The sequence below is a fragment of the Streptomyces sp. CLCI03 genome (genome assembly GCF_053615355.1).
The window spans coordinates 4,338,091-4,355,000 of sequence record NZ_CM132132.1 but is presented as its reverse complement, the minus strand read 5'-3'; the positions used below and the strand labels follow the sequence as shown (position 1 = coordinate 4,355,000).

At 73.7% G+C, this 16,910-nt stretch carries 10 protein-coding genes; 4 read left to right on the top strand and 6 right to left on the bottom strand.

All coding sequences use genetic code 11. The annotated features are described in order from the left end of the window. Positions 1-495: 495 nt before the first annotated feature. Positions 496-1,032 (bottom strand): MarR family winged helix-turn-helix transcriptional regulator, encoded by a 537-nt coding sequence (locus tag ACWG52_RS20100; RefSeq protein WP_389804888.1) that lies wholly within the window; start codon positions 1,030-1,032, stop codon positions 496-498. 125 nt (positions 1,033-1,157) lie between these two features. On the opposite strand from ACWG52_RS20100, the gene ACWG52_RS20095 reads away from it, so the two are divergent. Further along, entirely contained in the window at positions 1,158-2,468 is a 1,311-nt protein-coding gene (locus tag ACWG52_RS20095; protein ID WP_389804966.1) for an MFS transporter, read from the top strand. A 109-nt stretch (positions 2,469-2,577) separates the two neighbouring features. Here the strand turns inward: ACWG52_RS20095 and ACWG52_RS20090 are convergent, their stop codons facing one another. Together ACWG52_RS20090 and ACWG52_RS20085 are read right to left on the bottom strand one after the other, a co-directional pair. After that, entirely contained in the window at positions 2,578-4,386 is a 1,809-nt protein-coding gene (locus ACWG52_RS20090; RefSeq protein WP_390141022.1) for an ATP-binding SpoIIE family protein phosphatase, read from the bottom strand. Positions 4,387-4,521: 135 nt separating this feature from the next. Further along, complete coding sequence (locus ACWG52_RS20085) at positions 4,522-5,940, bottom strand: NAD(P)/FAD-dependent oxidoreductase (protein ID WP_389804886.1); 1,419 nt, start codon at positions 5,938-5,940, stop codon at positions 4,522-4,524. 338 nt (positions 5,941-6,278) lie between these two features. On the opposite strand from ACWG52_RS20085, the gene ACWG52_RS20080 reads away from it, so the two are divergent. Further along, positions 6,279-7,052, top strand: coding sequence for a TetR/AcrR family transcriptional regulator (locus tag ACWG52_RS20080; protein WP_389804884.1), 774 nt, complete (start codon positions 6,279-6,281; stop codon positions 7,050-7,052). Positions 7,053-7,202: 150 nt separating this feature from the next. Beyond that, entirely contained in the window at positions 7,203-9,221 is a 2,019-nt protein-coding gene (locus ACWG52_RS20075; RefSeq protein WP_390168497.1) for a sigma-70 family RNA polymerase sigma factor, read from the top strand. Here ACWG52_RS20075 and ACWG52_RS20070 read toward each other — a convergent pair. Together ACWG52_RS20070 and ACWG52_RS20065 are read right to left on the bottom strand one after the other, a co-directional pair. Continuing rightward, positions 9,208-12,531: an ATP-binding protein gene (locus ACWG52_RS20070; protein WP_453125498.1), complete on the bottom strand. Its 3,324-nt coding sequence runs from the start codon at positions 12,529-12,531 to the stop codon at positions 9,208-9,210. The two genes, ACWG52_RS20075 and ACWG52_RS20070, sit on opposite strands and share 14 nt — an antisense overlap. Positions 12,532-12,580: 49 nt before the next feature. Next, positions 12,581-13,087: a MarR family winged helix-turn-helix transcriptional regulator gene (locus ACWG52_RS20065; protein ID WP_389804876.1), complete on the bottom strand. Its 507-nt coding sequence runs from the start codon at positions 13,085-13,087 to the stop codon at positions 12,581-12,583. Positions 13,088-13,232: 145 nt separating this feature from the next. Here ACWG52_RS20065 and ACWG52_RS20060 point away from each other — a divergent pair, with 145 nt between their 5' ends. Continuing rightward, entirely contained in the window at positions 13,233-14,537 is a 1,305-nt protein-coding gene (locus tag ACWG52_RS20060; RefSeq protein WP_453125496.1) for an MFS transporter, read from the top strand. A gap of 70 nt (positions 14,538-14,607) precedes the next feature. Here the strand turns inward: ACWG52_RS20060 and ACWG52_RS20055 are convergent, their stop codons facing one another. Beyond that, the gene (locus ACWG52_RS20055) at positions 14,608-16,839 is read right to left on the bottom strand and encodes an asparagine synthase-related protein (protein WP_389804870.1); all 2,232 of its coding nucleotides are present in this window, start codon (positions 16,837-16,839) and stop codon (positions 14,608-14,610) included. Between the last annotated feature and the right edge of the window lie 71 nt (positions 16,840-16,910).

Below are 16,910 nucleotides of genomic sequence, written 5' to 3'. Positions count from 1 at the left end.
CGCGCCACAACGTCCTCGCTGTGTTTTTGCCTGCAAGCATCACCCGAAGGCGACCTCACAGGTCTTTTTCAAAGGAACCTCATCCACCGAAGTGGACGGGGTATCAACTTCTGGCGTTGATTTTTGGCACGCTGTTGAGTTCTCAAGGAACGGACGCTTCCTTTGTACTCACCCTCTCGGGCTTTCCTCCGGGCTTTCGTTCTGTTCTTGCGTTTCCGACTCTATCAGATCCTTTCGGGCCTGACCCCCAGTCAGCGGGGTTTGTCTTCCGGGCTGTTGGGCCCTTCCGACTCCTGAACTCTAGTGGATTTCCCCGGCGATTCATAATCGACCTTCGGAAAGAAATTCGGGCATGCCGAATTCGTTCCCGGTGGGAGACCCTGCAGAGTTGGATGCCGCAACGAGGCGGCGGGATTCGTTGTCGCCAAAACCTTCCGGCTCTGGGACAACTCGAAGAACCTTACGGATCCCCCGGGCTCGTGTCAACCCCGGTGGTCAGCTGGGGGACTGGAGGTCCTCCACGCGGTCCAGCAGGCGCGCGAGCATGTCGCCGAGCACCCCGCGCTCCGCGGTGGAGAGGTCCTGGAGGAGGTCCTCCTCGAAGACCGTGGCCGCCCGCATCGCGTCCAGCCACTTGCTGCGGCCCTCGTCGGTGAGCTCCACGATCACGCGGACCCGGTTGGACTCGTCCCGCTCGCGCGTGACCAGGCCCTCCGCCGTCATGCGGTCGATCCGGTGGGTCATCGCCGCCGGCGTGAGGCCCAGCTGCTTCGCCAGTTCGCTCGGGCCCATCCGATAAGGGGCGCCCGAGATGACGAGGGCCTTGAGGACCTCCCACTCCGCGTTGCTGATGCCCAGGGCCGCCGTCTGGCGTCCGTACGCCACGTTCATGCGGCGGTTGAGGCGGCTCAGTGCCGAGACGACCTTCTCCACCTGGGGGTCCAGGTCCTGGAACTCGCGCTGATAGACGGCGATCTGTTCGTCGAGGCTCGGCTCGGGGACGGGCGCAGTGCCGTCGGGGGTGTCACCCATGGGTCGAAGTATCGCACGAGCTCGTTGGCGTCTAACTCCTTCGGTGTGTACTGTTAAGGCTTGAAGTTTAGGTATGAAGTCTTCAGGCTTCAGGTCTCAAAGGCAGGTGAGAAGTGACCAAGGTGATGGGCGCTGCGATGCGGCGGATCCAGGCCGGGAACGCGCTGACCGCGTTCGGCATCGGCTTCACGGTTCCGTTCCTCTACATCTATGTGGCGCAGGTGCGAGATCTGGGTTCCATGGCCGCCACGAGCGCGTTCGTGGCCTTCGCCCTGGGCGCTCTCGTCGCGCTGCCCTTCACCGGTCGGGTCATCGACCGACGTGGTCCGGTGCCCGTGGTCATCGGGGCGGCCCTCACCGCCTCGGTCGGGGCGCTCTCGCTCGGGCTCTCCTCCGGCATCACGGCGATCCTGTTCTCCGCCCTGGCGCTCGGCGCCGGGCAGGCCGTGATGCAGCCTGCTCTGGCCACGATGATCGTGTGGTGCTCCACGCCGTCCACCCGGACCCGTGCCTTCGCCCTGCAGTTCTTCATGCAGAACCTGGGCCTGGGCATCGGTGGTCTGCTCGGCGGTCAGATCGTCGACGAGAGCCGGCCCGGCAGCTTCACCCTGCTGTTCGGCATCGAGGCCGTGATGTTCCTGGTCCTGGCGGGCGTCATCCTCAGCGTGCGGCTGCCGCAGGTGCCGACCATCAAGGACGCCATGCCGAAGGACCCGTCCCAGGCGGGCGGCAGCGGCTGGAAGCGGCTGCTCCGGCACAAGGCCATGGTGCAGCTGTGCGTGCTGGGCTTCGTGGTGTTCTTCGCCTGCTACGGACAGTTCGAGTCGGGTCTGGCCGCCTTCGGTACCGAGGCCGCCGGGATCTCCCCCTCCACCCTCGGATTCGCGCTCGCGGCCAACACCGGTGCGATCGTCGTCGCGCAGTTCGTCGTGCTCAAGCTGGTCGAGAAGCGCCGTCGGTCGCGGGTGATCGCGCTCGTCGGGCTGATCTGGACCGTGGCGTGGGTCATCGCCGGGTTCTCGGGTCTGGGGCACGGCAGCGCCATGATGGCCGCCGCCGCGTTCATCACCACGTACGCGCTCTTCGGCATCGGCGAGGCCATGCTGTCGCCGACCCTGGCCCCGCTGGTGGCCGACCTGGCGCCCGAGGGCTCCGTGGGCCAGTACAACTCGGCCTTCGCGCTGGTCAAGCAGATGGCGCTGGCGCTGGGGCCGCTCGGGGTGCCGCTCGGTGCGGGGGTTCCGATGCTCTACATCGGGGTCTTCGTGCTCGTGTCGCTCGGGATCGCCGCGCTCGCGCTGCGGCTCGGCAGGCGGCTGAGCCCCATGCAGGACAACCCGTGGGTGGCGAGCAGGGTCGTGGCGCAGGGTGGTCCGGTCGTGGTGGGCAAGGGTGCGGAAGGCAAGGACGTCGCCGTCGAGCCCGTTCACGCGTGAGCCCGTAGGCACACGTAGGAACACGTAGGGAGCGGATGGTCGTACGTATATACGTGCGGCCGCACGGAAGGCCCCGGTCCGGGTGGATCGGGGCCTTCCGTGCGTTCGGCTACTTGTCCGGGAGGGCGAACTCGCACCAGACGGCCTTGCCGCCGCCCGGGGTGCGGCGGGAGCCCCAGGCGGAGGCGATGGTCGCGATGATCGAGATGCCGCGGCCGGTCTCGTCGGCCGGCTCGGCGCGGCGGCGGCGCGGGAGGTGGTCGTCCCCGTCGGTGACCTCGATGATCAGCCGGCGGTCGGTACGGCGCAGCCGTAGCCGCATGGGCGGGGTGCCGTGCTGGAGGGAGTTGGCGACGAGCTCGCTGGCGGCGAGCACGCCGAGGTCGCAGAGCTCGACGGGGAACCGCCAGGAGGCGAGGACGCCCTGGGCGAAGGCGCGGGCGCGCGGGGCCGCCTCGATGCCTCCGAGGAGTTCCAGGGCGGCGTTGTGGAAGAGCTCGGCGTCCGATCCGGTGCGGGCGGGTTGCTGGAGGACCATCACGGCGACGTCGTCGTCGTGGTCGGCGTCCACGCCGAGGGCGCGCATGAGGCGGTCGCAGATGACGGCCGGGGTGCCTTGGGCGCCGGAGAGGGCTCGCTCCAGGGCGGCGACGCCCTCGTCGATGTCCTCGCCGCGACGTTCGACCAGGCCGTCGGTGTAGAGGACGGCGGTGGAGCCGGGGCCGAGGGCGATGGTGCCCGAGGTGTGCAGCCAGCCGCCCGTGCCGAGCGGTGGGCCGGTGGGGTCGGCGGCTCTGCGTACGGTGCCGTCCTCGTCGCGGACGAGGATCGGGAGGTGGCCGGCGGAGGCGTACGCGAGCAGGCCCTCGTTGGGGTCGTGGACGGCGTAGACGCAGGTGGCGATCTGGCTGGCGTCGATCTCGGCGGCGAGGCCGTCGAGGAGCTGGAGCACCTCGTGCGGGGGCAGGTCGAGGCGGGCGTAGGCGCGGACGGCGGTGCGCAGCTGGCCCATGACGGCGGCGGCGCGCACGCCGCGGCCCATGACGTCGCCGATGACGAGGGCGGTGCGGCCGGCGCCGAGGGTGATGACGTCGTACCAGTCGCCGCCGACGGCGGCCTCGGTGCCGCCGGGTTGGTAGGTGGCGGCGACGCGCAGGTCGTCGGGCTGTTCGAGCTCCTGGGGGAGGAGGGAGCGCTGGAGGGTGACGGCGGCCTCGCGCTGGCGGCGTTCGCTGGCGCGGAGGCGTTCGACGGCTTCGGCGTGGTCGGTGACGTCGGCGAGGTGGATCAGGACGCCGGTGTGGTGGGGGTCGGGCTCGCCGGCGGTGTCGGACGCGGGGAACTCGACGGGGGTGCAGGTGACCGTGTACGAGCTGCCGCCGCCCGGTGCGGTGCGGTTCTTGGCGGTACGGGACTTGCCGCTGCGCTGGACCTGGTCGAGGAGCGGGAGGAGGCCGAGCTCGCCGAGTTCGGGGAGCGCCTCGTGCGCGGGGGCGCCGGGGGTGCGGGCTCCGAAGCCGGCGGTGTAGGCGTCGTTGACGTAGGCGACGCGGTGCTCGGGGCCGTGGACGAGGGCGACCAGGGCCGGGAGCCGGCCGAGGACCTCGCGTACGGAGAGCTCGTCGAGGGAGGGCACGGCGGTGAGGACGCCCGTTCCGCGGGGTGGGGACGTTGCCGGGGTCGCGGACGGGGACGTGCCGGTGCCGGTGCCGACGCCGCTTCCGGTCCCGGAGACCGTGGGGTCGGCGGGGTGGCCGTCGGCGGGCGTGGACCGCTCGGCTCCGGGGTCGGCGCGGCCGCCGCGGGCCGCCGGGACCGCGCCTTCACCTCGCTTGGCCTGGGCGGCGGCGTGTTCGGACCGGGCGGCGGCGCGGCGCTGCGTTCCGGGAAACCGGGCGCTCCAGCGCGTGAAGTTCACTGCGTTCAAGCCTCGTGGTGTCGCGAGTGGTCGCTGTGTCGCTCGTGGGCGGTCGCTGACTGGACGATGTCACTCTGTGCAGGGGTGAGCGCACCTATGGTCACACGTCCAGTGTGGCCGACCGCACTGACAACGTCAGCCCTGGCCGTTCTGCGGGGGGTTGGAGGCGGGGGGTGGAGGAGGGGGCTTGGGGCCGCCGCCTGCGGCCAGTTCGAATTCTGCCCTGGGATGTTCGAGGGAACCCAGGGAGACGATCTCACGCTTGAAGAGGCCCGCGAGGGTCCATTCGGCGAGGACGCGCATTTTGCGGTTGAAGCTCGGGACGCGGCTGAGGTGGTAGGCGCGGTGCATGAACCAGGCCGGGTAGGCCTTGAGCTTGCGGCCGTAGATGTGGGCGACGCCCCGGTGCAGGCCGAGCGAGGCGACCGAGCCCGCGTACTTGTGCGCGTACTCGGTCAGGACCTCGTCGCGCAGGGCGGCGAGGAGGTTGTCGGCGAGGACCTTCGCCTGGCGGACGGCGTGCTGGGCGTTGGGGGCGCATTCGCGGCCCTCCTCGCCCGCGGTGATGTCGGGGACGGCGGCGGCGTCGCCCGCGGCCCAGGCGTGCTCGACTCCTTCGACGGTGAGGAAGGAGGTGCAGACCAGGCGGCCGCGTTCGTTCCTGGGGAGGTCGGAAGCGGCCAGGATGGGGTGCGGTTTGACGCCCGCGGTCCAGACGACGGTGCGGGTGGGGAAGCGGGCGCCGTCGCTGAGGACGGCGACGCGGTTCTCGCAGGATTCGAGCCGGGTCTCCATGCGTACGTCGATGTTGCGGCGGCGTAGTTCGCGGACCGTGTAGACGCCCATCTTCGGGCCGACCTCGGGGAGGATCCGGTCGCTGGCTTCGACGAGGACCCACTTCATGTCCTCGGGCTTGATGTTGTGGTAGTACCGCGAGGCGTAGCGGGCCATGTCCTCCAGTTCGCCGAGGGCTTCGACGCCCGCGAAGCCGCCGCCGACGAAGACGAAGGTGAGGGCGGCGTCGCGGAGGGCGGGATCGCGGGTGGAGGAGGCGATGTCCATCTGTTCGATGACGTGGTTGCGCAGCCCGATGGCCTCTTCGACCGTCTTGAACCCGATGCCGTAGTCGGCGAGTCCGGGGACGGGGAGGGTGCGGGAGATGGAGCCGGGGGCGAGGACGAGTTCGTCGTACTCCATCTCGATGGGGCCGGTGCCTTCGTCGGCGGTGGCGAGGGTGCTGACGGTCACGGTCCGTTTGGCGTGATCGATGCGCTCGGCCTCGCCGATGACGATGCGGCACTTGCCGAGGACGCGGCGCAGCGGGACGACGACGTGGCGCGGGGAGATCGCGCCCGCGGCCGCTTCGGGGAGGAAGGGCTGGTACGTCATGTAGGGCTCGGCGCTGACCACAGTGACCTCGGCCTCGCCGGCTCTCAGCTTTCGCTGGAGGCGGAGCGCCGTATACATGCCGACGTAGCCGCCGCCGACGATCAGGATGCGCGTACGGGGCGGGGTACCGGGGGCCGTGCCCCGGGAGTTAGCAGCCTTCACCATCCCATGACGCATCGTGGCCGGGAGTTTGTCCACAGGCCCGGCAAATTGTGTGACCGGAGTGAGTGCTGGGGCGGGGTGCAAGAGGACGTCAGCTTGTGGCGAAAATATGCAGGTCAGGGCATGCAGAATGTGACATTCCGGAGGCACGGAACGGAAAAGTGGGGGTGAATGCTCCGATCGGGCGGTGCTCCGTCCGGGGCTGCCTCTTCTGAATTGACTCTGGCTCAACTATGTTCGTATCTCGTCGAGGAGTAGGACCGGGCCCGAGACCGTGGCCCCCTCGACGTGAAGGCGGGGAGTGTCTCCGGGGGGAGACAAATGATTACCGGGGGATACATATGAACATTTCCGATTTCCATGGTTCTGTGACCGCGCTCTCGGTCGAGAGCAACGGGCGCGGTCTGACGGGCGGCACCACGCACGGTGTAGGCCGGTCCACGCCGCTGCGCGTCGACGCCCAGCGCAACCTGGAGCACGTCCTGCGGGCGGCTCGTGAGGTCTTCGGCGAGCTGGGCTACGGGGCTCCGATGGAGGACGTGGCTCGCCGCGCCCGGGTCGGTGTCGGCACCGTGTACCGACGCTTCCCGAGCAAGGACGTCCTGGTGCGGCGCATAGCCGAGGAGGAGACCGCCCGACTGACCGAGCAGGCCAAGGCCGCGCTGGGCCAGGAGGAGGAGCCGTGGCAGGCGCTGTCGCGTTTCCTGCGCACCTCCGTGGCCTCGGGTGCCGGGCGGCTGCTGCCGCCGCAGGTCCTGCGGGTCGGCTCGGCCGTCGAGGACGAGGCCGAGGAGGTGGAGGCCGCCCGGGTTCCGCACCAGCGGCAGGCCGTGCCGGCCGCCGGGGCTCCCGACCTGCGGGTCGTGGGGACGCGCGGTTCCGTCGAGAACGAGCCCTCGGACGACGCGGGTGCGGGTGCGCTGCTGGAGGTCGTCGGCCGGCTGGTGCACCGGGCGCGGGAGGCCGGTGAACTGCGTGGCGATGTCACGGTGGCCGATGTGCTGCTGGTGATAGCGACGGCGGCGCCCGCGCTGCCGGACCCGGCGCAGCAGGCGGCGGCCTCGACGCGGCTGCTCGACATCCTGCTCGAAGGGCTGCGGTCCCGGACGGTGTGACCTCGGCGGGTGTCGGCGAGGGCCCGGTAGGGCGATTCGCCGGAATGTGCCCGGATGAGTGGATGGCGCGCAGAGGGGTTCGGCGCCCGTCCCCCGTGTGACACGCTTGCCCGGTGTACCGGTTGAGTGTGTCGTGCGGGAGTCTCCGCGATGAGCGTTGACGGTCGGGAAGAGCCACGCGGTGGCGGCGGCAGCGAGGTGGAGGCGGGGAGTTCGCCCGCCCGACAGGTGCCGGCCCAGCGCGACCCGGGCGGGCGGCACCTACGCCCCTCGGGCTCTTCCGGACCGGGAGGCACCGGGGGCGAGCTGCCGCTGTCCGACGGGGACTTGATCGCCCGGATGCGGGGCGGTGACGACGGTGCGTACGAGGAGCTGTTCCGTCGGCATGCCGATTCCGTGCGCCGCTACGCACGGTCCTGTTGCCGGGACGCGCACACCGCCGACGACCTGACCGCCGAGGTGTTCGCGCGGACCCTGCAGGCGGTACGGGGCGGGGCCGGGCCGGACCAGTCGGTGCGGGCCTATCTGCTGACCACCGTGCGCAGGGTCGCCGCCGCCTGGGCGAAGACCGCCAAGCGGGAGCAGCTCGTCGAGGACTTCGCCGTCTTCGCCGAGCAGGCCTCCACGGGTACGGAGGGTGGGGCCGCCACGCTGTCCGGGCTCTCCGGCTTCTCCGGCGGCGACACGCTCGAACTGGGCGCGGACGTACGGGCGATGCACGAGGCCGAGCGGTCGCTGGCCGTACAGGCCTTCCGCAGCCTGCCCGAGCGGTGGCAGGCCGTGCTGTGGCACACCACGGTCGAGGAGGCGTCGCCGAGTGCGATCGCGCCGCTGTTCGGGTTGAGCGCCAACGCCACCGCCGTGCTGGCCAGTCGGGCCCGGGAGGGGCTCAAGCAGGCGTATCTGCAGGCCCATGTGAGTACGGCGTTGAGCGAGGGCGGCGACTGCGCGCGGTACGCGGACCGGCTGGGCGCCTACGCGCGGGGCGGGCTGCGGATGCGGGCGGAGCGGGGGCTGCGCAAGCACCTGGAGGAGTGCGTGAAGTGCCGGCTGGCCGCCGGGGAGCTCCAGGATGTCAACGCGGGCATTCCGGCACTGCTGCCGGTCGCGGTCATCGGGTGGTTCGCCGCCGGGTACGCGGGCAAGGCCGCCGGGGTGCTGGCCGGTGGAGCCGTCGCCGCGGGCGGGGCCGGGGCGGCCGCCGCCGTTGCCGGCGCCGGCGGGTCGACCGCGGGAGCGGGGACGGCCGGGGCCACGGGTGGCGCCGCCGGGGCCGGGGGTGGCGCTGCCGGGGCCGGGGCAGGCGGCGGAGCCGGGGGAGCCGTGGCCGCCGAAGGGCTGGGGCTGCCGGCCAAGGCGGCCATCGCCGCCGGGATCGCGGTGGCCGCGGCCGCCGGGGTGGTGTTCGCGCTGGCCGGGGACGACACCGAGCCGCGGCCCCGGGCGAATGCCGCGCCCGGTGTGGCGGCGCCCGCCGTGCCGTCGGTGCCCAAGTCTCCCGCGCCGTCCCCGGAGCCTGCCGAGCCGGATCCGCCCGCGCAGGAACCCCCCGCCGCGCAGAGCACCCTGGCCCCGCGGCCCGGACCGACGCCCTCGGCGGCGGCCTCGACCGCTCCCGCTCCGACGCCCTCCGCGTCTCCGTCGCCCTCCGCCGGCCGGGAGAAGGCCTCGCCCACGCCGTCGCCGCAGCTGCCCTCGCCGAAGCCGACACCGCCGCCGGCCCCGAAGCCGCCGCAGGGGTTCCAGCTGGCCGGACTCCCCCACTCGGTCCACGGGGACCACACCGGCCCGGAGGTGGCGACCTGGCGCAGCGGCTGGGTGTGGCAGCGCCGCGGGCTGGAGGTGGGCGGCCGACGCTTCGGGCACGGCATCACCGTCAACTCGCGCTCCTCGGTGGAGATCACCCTCAACCGGCAGTGCACGACCTTCTCGGCGCAGGCGGGGGTGGACGGCCTGTCGCTGTTCACGGACGGCGCGGTGCGGTTCTCCGTATACGCCGACGGGGAGCGGTTGTGGCAGTCCGCCGCCCTCGGGCACGAGGACCCGCCCGCGGCCGTGCAGGTCCCCCTCACGGGGCGCAAGACCCTGCGGCTGATGGTGGAGAGGGCCGGGCCGGGCAGCCTGCCGACGCTGGCGAGCTGGGCGGACGCCGTGCTCAGCTGCCGCTGAACCCCTCGGTCAGTGTCGCCGCGAGAGCGCCCGGCGTGAGGGTGGCGCCGGCCTCCTCCTCGCGGCGGTGACCTTCCGGGCCGAGCAGGGCGCGGGTCCGCCGCAGGAGGCCGTCCACGACGCCGCTCTCCGGAACCGAGCGCGGATGGCCCGCACGCCAGGCGGTGGCCGCCGCGAGGGCCCGTACGGCCTCGGCCGGCCGGTCGGCGTCGGCCAGCAGCACGGCCGCCGCCTCGGCCATGCCGGCCAGGATGCGCTCGGCGCAGCGGGCGTCGACGGCGACGGTGAGGGCGGGCCCGATCCGGGTCAGACCGGCCACCGGGCCCTGTTCGCGGCCGGCGAGGACGGCGTCGATGGTGGCCAGCCCGGCGGTGAGCTGCGCGGGAACGGTGAACCGGTCGGCCTCGGCGCGGGCCCGGTCGCACTCCTCGCGCGCCCGCACGGTGTCGCCGCGCTGCAGGGCGACGAGGGCGCACAGGAGCCGGGCGAAGGTGTTGACGTCGTACACCCCGCCGTACCGGTCGGATTCCTTCTCGGCCTCCGCCAGCAGTCGCTGGGCGTCGTCGAGGTCCCCCGGGCAGTAGGCGGCCTCCGCTATCCGGGCGATGGCGAAGGGCGCCTCGACGCTCGCCCCGACCTCACGGGCGAGGCGCAGGCACTCCTCGTACTCGACGCGGGCGTCGGCGTACCGGCCGCGCGAAAGGGCGACCTCCCCGGCGGCGCTCGCCACCTGGGCGCGGGTCCAGCGGTCGCCGACGCGCCGGGAGAGCGCGTGCAGCTCGACGAGGTCGGCGTCGACATCGGCCAGGCCGCCGGTGACGTCGATGGCGACGTGGGCGCGGAGCATCAGGACGATGCCGAGCTCCCACTCACCCGCGTGCACACGGCAGTTGGCGACGGACCGGTCGAGGTCGGTGTGGAAGTCGTGGGAGGTGCCGGTGAGGAAGGTCGTCGCGGGCCAGAGCATCCCGGGGAAGCGGGTGGTCTCCGGGGAGCCGTGCCGGAAGGTCTCTTTGATGCGGGTGGCCAGGTCCCGGTAGTCGGAGGTGCGGAACTTCTCGGCGGAGTTGCTCTCGGCGAGCAGGAACATGTCGAGGACGAGCAGGCGCATGAAGCGCCAGTACGCGGGAGTGCCCTCCGGGGGGACCTCGGGGGTGAGGGCGAGGGTGCGGGTGGTCCACTCGGCGCCCTCGGCGCGGTAGTTGCGCAGCCACCAGAACCAGCCGAGGGCGAAGACGAGGCGCTGGCCGGCCTCGGCGTCGGTGGTCTCGACGACGGTGCTGTGGAGGGCGGCCCGGAGGTTGTCGAGCTCGGTCTCGACGCGCCGGATCCAGGGGAGCTGGGCGGCGGAGCGGATCAGGGGCTCGGCCTCCTCGGCGAAGGCGAGGTAGTGGGCGGCGTGGCGGCGGGCGGTGGCCCGGGCGTCGGCGGGGTGCGCGGCGGCGCGCTCGGCGGCGTACTCGTGGATGGTCTCGAGCATGCGGTAGCGCATGCCAGGGCCGCCGCTGCGGTCGTCCTGGTCGCCGTGGTCGCCGTGCCCCTGGTCCGGTTCGGCCAGGAGCAGGGACTTGTCGACGAGGGAGCCGAGGACGTCGGCGGCGTCGTAGGGGTCGGGGTCGGCCGGGTCGGCGCAGACGGCCTCGGCGGCGGCGAGGTCGCAGCCACCGGCGAACACGGACAGCCGGCGCAGGACGGTGCGCTCGGCCTCGTCGAGCAACTCCCAGGACCAGTCGACCACGGCGCGCAGGGTCTGCTGGCGGGGCAGGACGGTACGGGCGCCACCGGTCAGGAGCCGGAAGCGGTCGTCGAGACGGTCGGCGATCTGGCGCGGCGTGAGCAGCCGCAACCGGGCGGCGGCCAGCTCGATCGCGAGCGGCAACCCGTCGAGGCGGGCGCAGATCTCGGCGACGGCGGCCGGGTCGTCGGTCGGGCTGAAGTCGGGGCGGGCCGAGGCCCCGCGGTCGGCGAAGAGCTGGTGGGCCGGGTCGGGCGGCAGGGGCTCGACGGGGCGGACCGTCTCCCCCGGGACACCGAGGGGTTCGCGGCTGGTGGCCAGGATCCGTACGCCCGGGCAGTGCGTGAGGAGCCGTTCGGCGAGCTCGGCGGCGGCACCGATGACGTGCTCGCAGTTGTCGAGGACGAGCAGCAGACGGCGGTGGGCGCAGTGTTCGACGAGGCGGGTGGTGGGGTCGGCGGCCGGGGTCGGGGCCTCGCGGGCGACGAGGGAGCTCTCCCGTAGGCCGAGGGCGCTCAGGACGGCGCCGGGCACGGCGGCGGGCTGGTCCAACCGGGCGAGTTCGACGATCCAGCCGGCCTCGGGGTGGGCCGCGGCGGCGTGCTCGGCGAGGCGGGTCTTGCCGGAACCGCCGGGGCCGGTGAGGGTGATGAGCCGCAGGCGGCCCAGGTCGCCGCGGAGGGCCGCCAGTTCGGGCTCGCGGCCGACGAACGAGGTCAGACGGGGCCGCAGATTCCCACGGACGACCTCGGCGGCGTCAGGGGTCTCGTCGGCGCCCGCGGTGTCGGGGAACTCGGGTCGGGGCTGCGCTTGTGGCTGCGGGGGCTGCGGGGGCAGGGGCTGCGGTCGGAGGAGTTCCGCGTGCAGGGCGGCGAGTTCGGGGCCCGGGTCGGTGCCGAGGCCGTCGGCGAGGGCGCGGCGGGTGTGCTCGTACGCGGCGAGGGCCTCGGCCGGGCGACCGGCGGCGCGCAGGGCACGCAGCTGCTGCGCGCGAAGCGACTCGTCGTACGGGGACTCCTGGACCAGCGCCTCTATCTCGGGCAGGAGTGCCGCCGGAGCGGTCGCGCCACAGCGCAGGTCGGCCTCGATGCGCTGGCGGAGGGCGCCGGAGCGGCGTGCCTCGGCGACGGCCGCATGGGCGGCGCGGGCGGGCTCGGGCAGGTCGGCGAAGGCGGGTCCGCGCCAGAGGGCGAGGGCGGTGCGCAGGGTGCGGGAGGCGGCGGCCGGGTCGGTGGCCAGTTCCTGGCCGCCCTGGACCGCCAGCCGGTCGAAGCGGTGCAGGTCGATGTCGTCGCGGGCGGCGGCCAGGAGGTAGCCGCCGGTGGGAACGGAGCGGACGGCGTCCCGACCGCCGAGGGCGCGGCGCAGCCGGGCGACGAGGGCCTGGAGGGCGGCGGGGGCGTCGTGGGGCGGGTCGTCGCCCCAGACGTCGTCGACGAGTTCGGCGACGGAGGCCGGGCGGCCCGCCCGGAGGGCGAGGGCGGCGAGGAGCGCGCGCAAGCGGGCGCCGCCCATGGGAAGAGGGGCGCCGGTCTCGTCGCGCGCCTCCGTGACGCCGAGGATGAGATACCGCACCGGGCAATTCTGCACGGCTTGTCGGGGTGGCGTGGCGCCCGGCCGCACCTCAGGAGATCGAGGTGTCCCCGTTGACTTCCAGGAGCGTGCGCAGGGCCTGGGCCATCGTGGCGCAGGTGGCGGGGTCGAGCGGGGCGAGCAGCTCCGCGTAGCCGCGCAGATGCTCGGCGATCATCAACTGCGTCAGCGCGAGGCTCTGTTCGGTCAGCCGGATCCGCACGGTGCGGCGGTCCCGACCGTCCCGCACCCGCTCGACCAGGCCTTTGGCCTCCATGCGGTCGATGCGGTTGGTGATCGCGCCGGAGGTCACCATGGCGGCCGGGATGAGGGCGCCGGCGGTCAGCGCGTACGGGGGGCCGGAGCGGCAGAGGGTGAAGAGGATGTCGAGCTCGCCCACCTCCAGGTCGTGCTCGGCCGCGAAGGCCTTCTGCTGCTTGTCGATGACGCGGGTCATCCGCTGGATGCGGGCCACCACCTCCACCGGCCACAGGCCTGCCGCCAGATCGGGGCGCTCCGCCGTCCACTGGCCGACGATCGCGTCCACTGCGTCGCTCATGCGCTGTCCTCCATCGCTCGCGTCCCTCGATCCCTGACACCGACAAGATATCTCAACGTTGAGACACTTGACGTTGAGAGGAGTGGATGATTTTATCTCAACGTTGAGATTCTCAGTCTTGAGATGAATGGAACGGGGCACCCGCATGACCACGACCACTGCCACCGCCACTGCCAGCGCCACGACGGCCACCACGACAGCGCGCGCCGCGTCCCGCCCCCGGCTCGGCCCCGTTCCCGTCTTATGGCTGGCACTGCTGGCCACCCCCTTGGCCGCCGGGGCCAACGCCCCCGTCCTGATCCTTCCGGACATGGCCCGTGCCCTCGGGGTGAGCGGCTCGACCGCCACCTGGCTGGTCGCCTCCTACGCCTGGGCCATGGCCGTCGGCACGCCGCTGCTGGCCGGACTGCTGCGCCGCCGCGGCCTGCGGGCAGCGCTCCGCGTGGCCTCGGCGCTCCTCGTCGGCGGCACCCTCCTCGTCGCCGCCTCCCCCTGGCTGCCGCTCACCCTCACCGGACGGGCCGCGCAGGCCGCCGGCGGCGCGGGCCTCACGGCGGTCGCCATGAGCCTGGCCGGCTCGGCCCGCCGGATGGGCGTGATCAGCGCCGGTTTCGGCATCCTCGGCGCGTCCGGCCCGCTCCTCGGCGCACAGCTCGCCCACGCCGTCTCGTGGCGCCTCTCGCTCTGCGTCTCCGTGATCGCGGTCCTGGCGGTCCCCATGGTGAGCCGGTACGCGACGGCCTCTGCCACCCCGACGACCCCGACGACCCCGGCCGCCTCGGCGGCCCCGACGGCCCCGGGGACCGCACCCGGAGGCAGGTTCGACGTCCGCGGCGCGGCGCTGCTCACGGCGTTCGTCACCGCCCTGGTCCTGCTGCCCCACGCGCCGGTCGCCGCCCTCGGCTCCTCGGCCGTCGCCGCCACGCTGCTCGCGCTCCACTTCCGCCGGCAGCCCGACGGATTCGTCCCGGCCTCGCTGATCCGCAAGCCGCTCTTCCTCGGTTCCGCGCTGCTCGCGCTCGCGCTCTCGGGCTCGTACTTCACCCTGCTGTTCTCCGTGCCCCGGCTGCTCGCCGACCGGGCCGGCTGGGACGCCGGTACCGCGGGCACCGGTCAGCTCGTGGCGCTGCTCACCGGATCCGCGCTCTCCTGGCTCCTGGCCGCGGCGTCCGCCCGCATGAGCCGGGTGGCCGTCCGTTCGGTGCTCGTCGGGGTCGGCGCGGCGGCCGCGGCGATCGCGGTCTTCGCGAGCTGGGGGCCGTTGCTGCTGGTCGCCACCGTGGGCGGGACCTTCGCGGCGACCGGCGCCAACGCGGTGCTGTCGATGCACGCCGCGTCGAGCGCCCCCGATCCCCAGCGCCCCACGGCCATCGGCCTGTTCGCCCTCTGCTACCAGCTGGGCGGGGCCTTCGGCCCGGCGATCGCGACCGCCCTGGTGCTCGCCGCCTGACCCGGACCCGGAACCCGAGCAGGAGCAGGAGCAGGAGCAGGAGCGGGAGCAGCGGCCGGCGGGGCGACCGTCATGACAGCGCCGGGCGGTGCACGGGGACTCCCTCGGGCACCGCCCGGCGCCGCGCCGCGGAGGTACCCGTCCAGCAGGTGCCGCGCCGGGCCAGCAGCCGGCCGAGCCACAGCTCCATCGAGACCAGTTCCGCCAGCCCGTCCAGCGGGACCGGGTGCCCGTCCGCCGCGTCGAGCAGGGCCTGGCGCACGACCCGGGCCTCGATCAGCCCGGCGTCCGCGAGCAACGGCGACTCGAACAGGTCCAACAGGCCGTTCAGGGCGGCGCGCAGCCCCAGCCGGGTCGCCGTCTCGTTCGGCTCGCGGTCGGTGGCACCCCAGCCCGGCGGGAACTCGCGCACCCCCGCCGAGGACAGGACGCTGCGCAGGATCGCGGCCCGGGCACCGGGCTGGACCCGCAGGGACTCGGGCAGGGCGCGGGCGGCCCGTACGACCTGGTTGTCCAGGAAGGGGGCGTGCAACCGCTGGCTGCGGACCTCCACGGCCTGCTCGAAGACCCGGTGGTCGGCGGCGTGGCGGGCGAGCAGCGAGCGGGCGCGGGCCTCCCCGGGCCGCAGCGACAGCGGCGGCCGGCCGGCCGCGACCGTCAGACGGATCGATACTTCCGCCAGCGCCTCCCCCGTGAGCCAGCCGGCCGCCGGTCCCGGGCGGGACCAGGTCAGGGCGGCGAGGGAAGCGTCCACCGGACCGGAGGATCTCTCGGTGACCCCGCCCTCGCGGAGCCGGGCCGCGGCGGCCTCCATGCCCGCGCGGTACGACGTACGGGCGAGTCTTCGGGCCGCCGAGTACACGGTGAGCGGCACCAGCAGGGACTCCCCGGAGGCTCCGGAGGCGGAGGCCGAACGCGCCAGCGCCGCCACCGGGCGCAGCAGGTGCCGTCGCCGGCGGTCCATCAGGAGGTCGGCCATGCGGGCCGGGTGGGCGTCCAGGACCTGGCGGGCGCCGTGGCCGGTGAAGTGGTCGGCCGAGCCGGCCGCCAGTCGGCGCCGTTCTCGGGCGGCGAAGACCAGCGAGGGACCGGGTTCGTCGGTCAGCGGGCCGTCGAGCTCGGCGTACGGGAGGGCCTCCGCGGCGGCGGCGACCACGACGTGGTGCAGGCGCGGGTCCGCCGCGATGACCCTGGCCCGTTCCAGCTCGGCCTCGCGCCCCTGCGGGGTCGCCAGGTCGTTGAAGGTGACGGCCAACAGCCGCGCCCCGGCGGGACTGAGCAGGGTGCCCGGCGCGCCCGGCAGTCCGGCCGCCAGCAGCGCCAGGGTCGCGGAGGCGCTGCCGCCGGAGAGGTCGGCGCCCACCCCGGGGGCCGGGGCGCCCCGGGCGGCACGCCGATCGGCGGGCCCCATTCCGGGCACGGGGCCGGGATCGTACGGCGGCAGGGTGTCGGGAGCATGCCGCGGAGCCGTGAGCCGGGCGCGCACGGCATCCACCAACGCTTCCCGTACGCCCTCCACCGCGCGCTCGGCGTCGGCCTCGGGGGCGGCCACGGCGAGCGAGGCGACCTGCTCGTAGCCGGTGATCTCGCGGGAGCCCTCGCGCAGGATCAGCGCGTGCCCGGGCGGGATGCGCCGGACCCCGGCGTACGGTGTGCCGTCGCCCAGCGCCTCGGGACTGTCCGGGCAGGCCAGCAGGGCGGCGAGATGGCCGATGTCGAGCTGCGCCTCGATGAGGTCGGCGAGCGGGAGGGCGGCGGTGGCGTACGCCGTGCCGCTCGCCCAGGGGGTGTAGAAGACGGGCCGGGCACCCGCGAGGTCGCCGACGACGGTGATGCGGCGGCCGGCCTGGACGACGGCGGTGTAGCTGCCGGACCACTGGGTGAGGTGGCGCAGCGCGCCGCCGCGGGCGGCGTAGAGGGCGCGACGCAGTTCGGCGTCGGTCGCGCCGCAGCAGCCGAGGACCGCGAGCCGGGTGAAGGGGTCGGCGGGATCGGCGGTGACCGTGCGGATCTCGTCGGGGCGCCAGTCGCCGACGGCCCAGAGGGGGTCGGGGTCTCCCCAGAGCAGTTGTGCGCCGACGGGGTGGACGGTGCGTTCCGCGTCCGCGCCCGGGTCGTCCGCATGGGCGGCGTCCGCGAGGCCGCCGCGCAGGGGCGCACCGCCGTGGCCGTATCCGCCGTCGCCGTATCCGCCCTGGCCGTATCCGCCCTGGCCGGAGGCCTGACCGGAGCTCTGGCCGGAGACCCTTCCGGCCGTGCCGAAGCTCGCGGCGATACTGCTCCAACCCACCAACCAGCGCACCGCCGCCTCCCCAGCCCGTGGGCACATGACCGGGGCACAGGCAGCACGGACAGCGCTGAGGGCGCGGCCGC

Excerpts from the sequence above, each read along its gene's own strand:
- ACWG52_RS20080 (WP_389804884.1), top strand. The coding sequence starts at position 6,279 with ATGAACATTTCCGATTTCCATGGTTCTGTGACCGCGCTCTCGGTCGAG.
- ACWG52_RS20065 (WP_389804876.1), bottom strand. The coding sequence starts at position 13,087 with ATGAGCGACGCAGTGGACGCGATCGTCGGCCAGTGGACGGCGGAGCGC.
- ACWG52_RS20095 (WP_389804966.1), top strand. The coding sequence starts at position 1,158 with ATGGGCGCTGCGATGCGGCGGATCCAGGCCGGGAACGCGCTGACCGCG.
- ACWG52_RS20060 (WP_453125496.1), top strand. The coding sequence starts at position 13,233 with ATGACCACGACCACTGCCACCGCCACTGCCAGCGCCACGACGGCCACC.
- ACWG52_RS20075 (WP_390168497.1), top strand. The coding sequence starts at position 7,203 with ATGAGCGTTGACGGTCGGGAAGAGCCACGCGGTGGCGGCGGCAGCGAG.
- ACWG52_RS20085 (WP_389804886.1), bottom strand. The coding sequence starts at position 5,940 with ATGGTGAAGGCTGCTAACTCCCGGGGCACGGCCCCCGGTACCCCGCCC.
- ACWG52_RS20100 (WP_389804888.1), bottom strand. The coding sequence starts at position 1,032 with ATGGGTGACACCCCCGACGGCACTGCGCCCGTCCCCGAGCCGAGCCTC.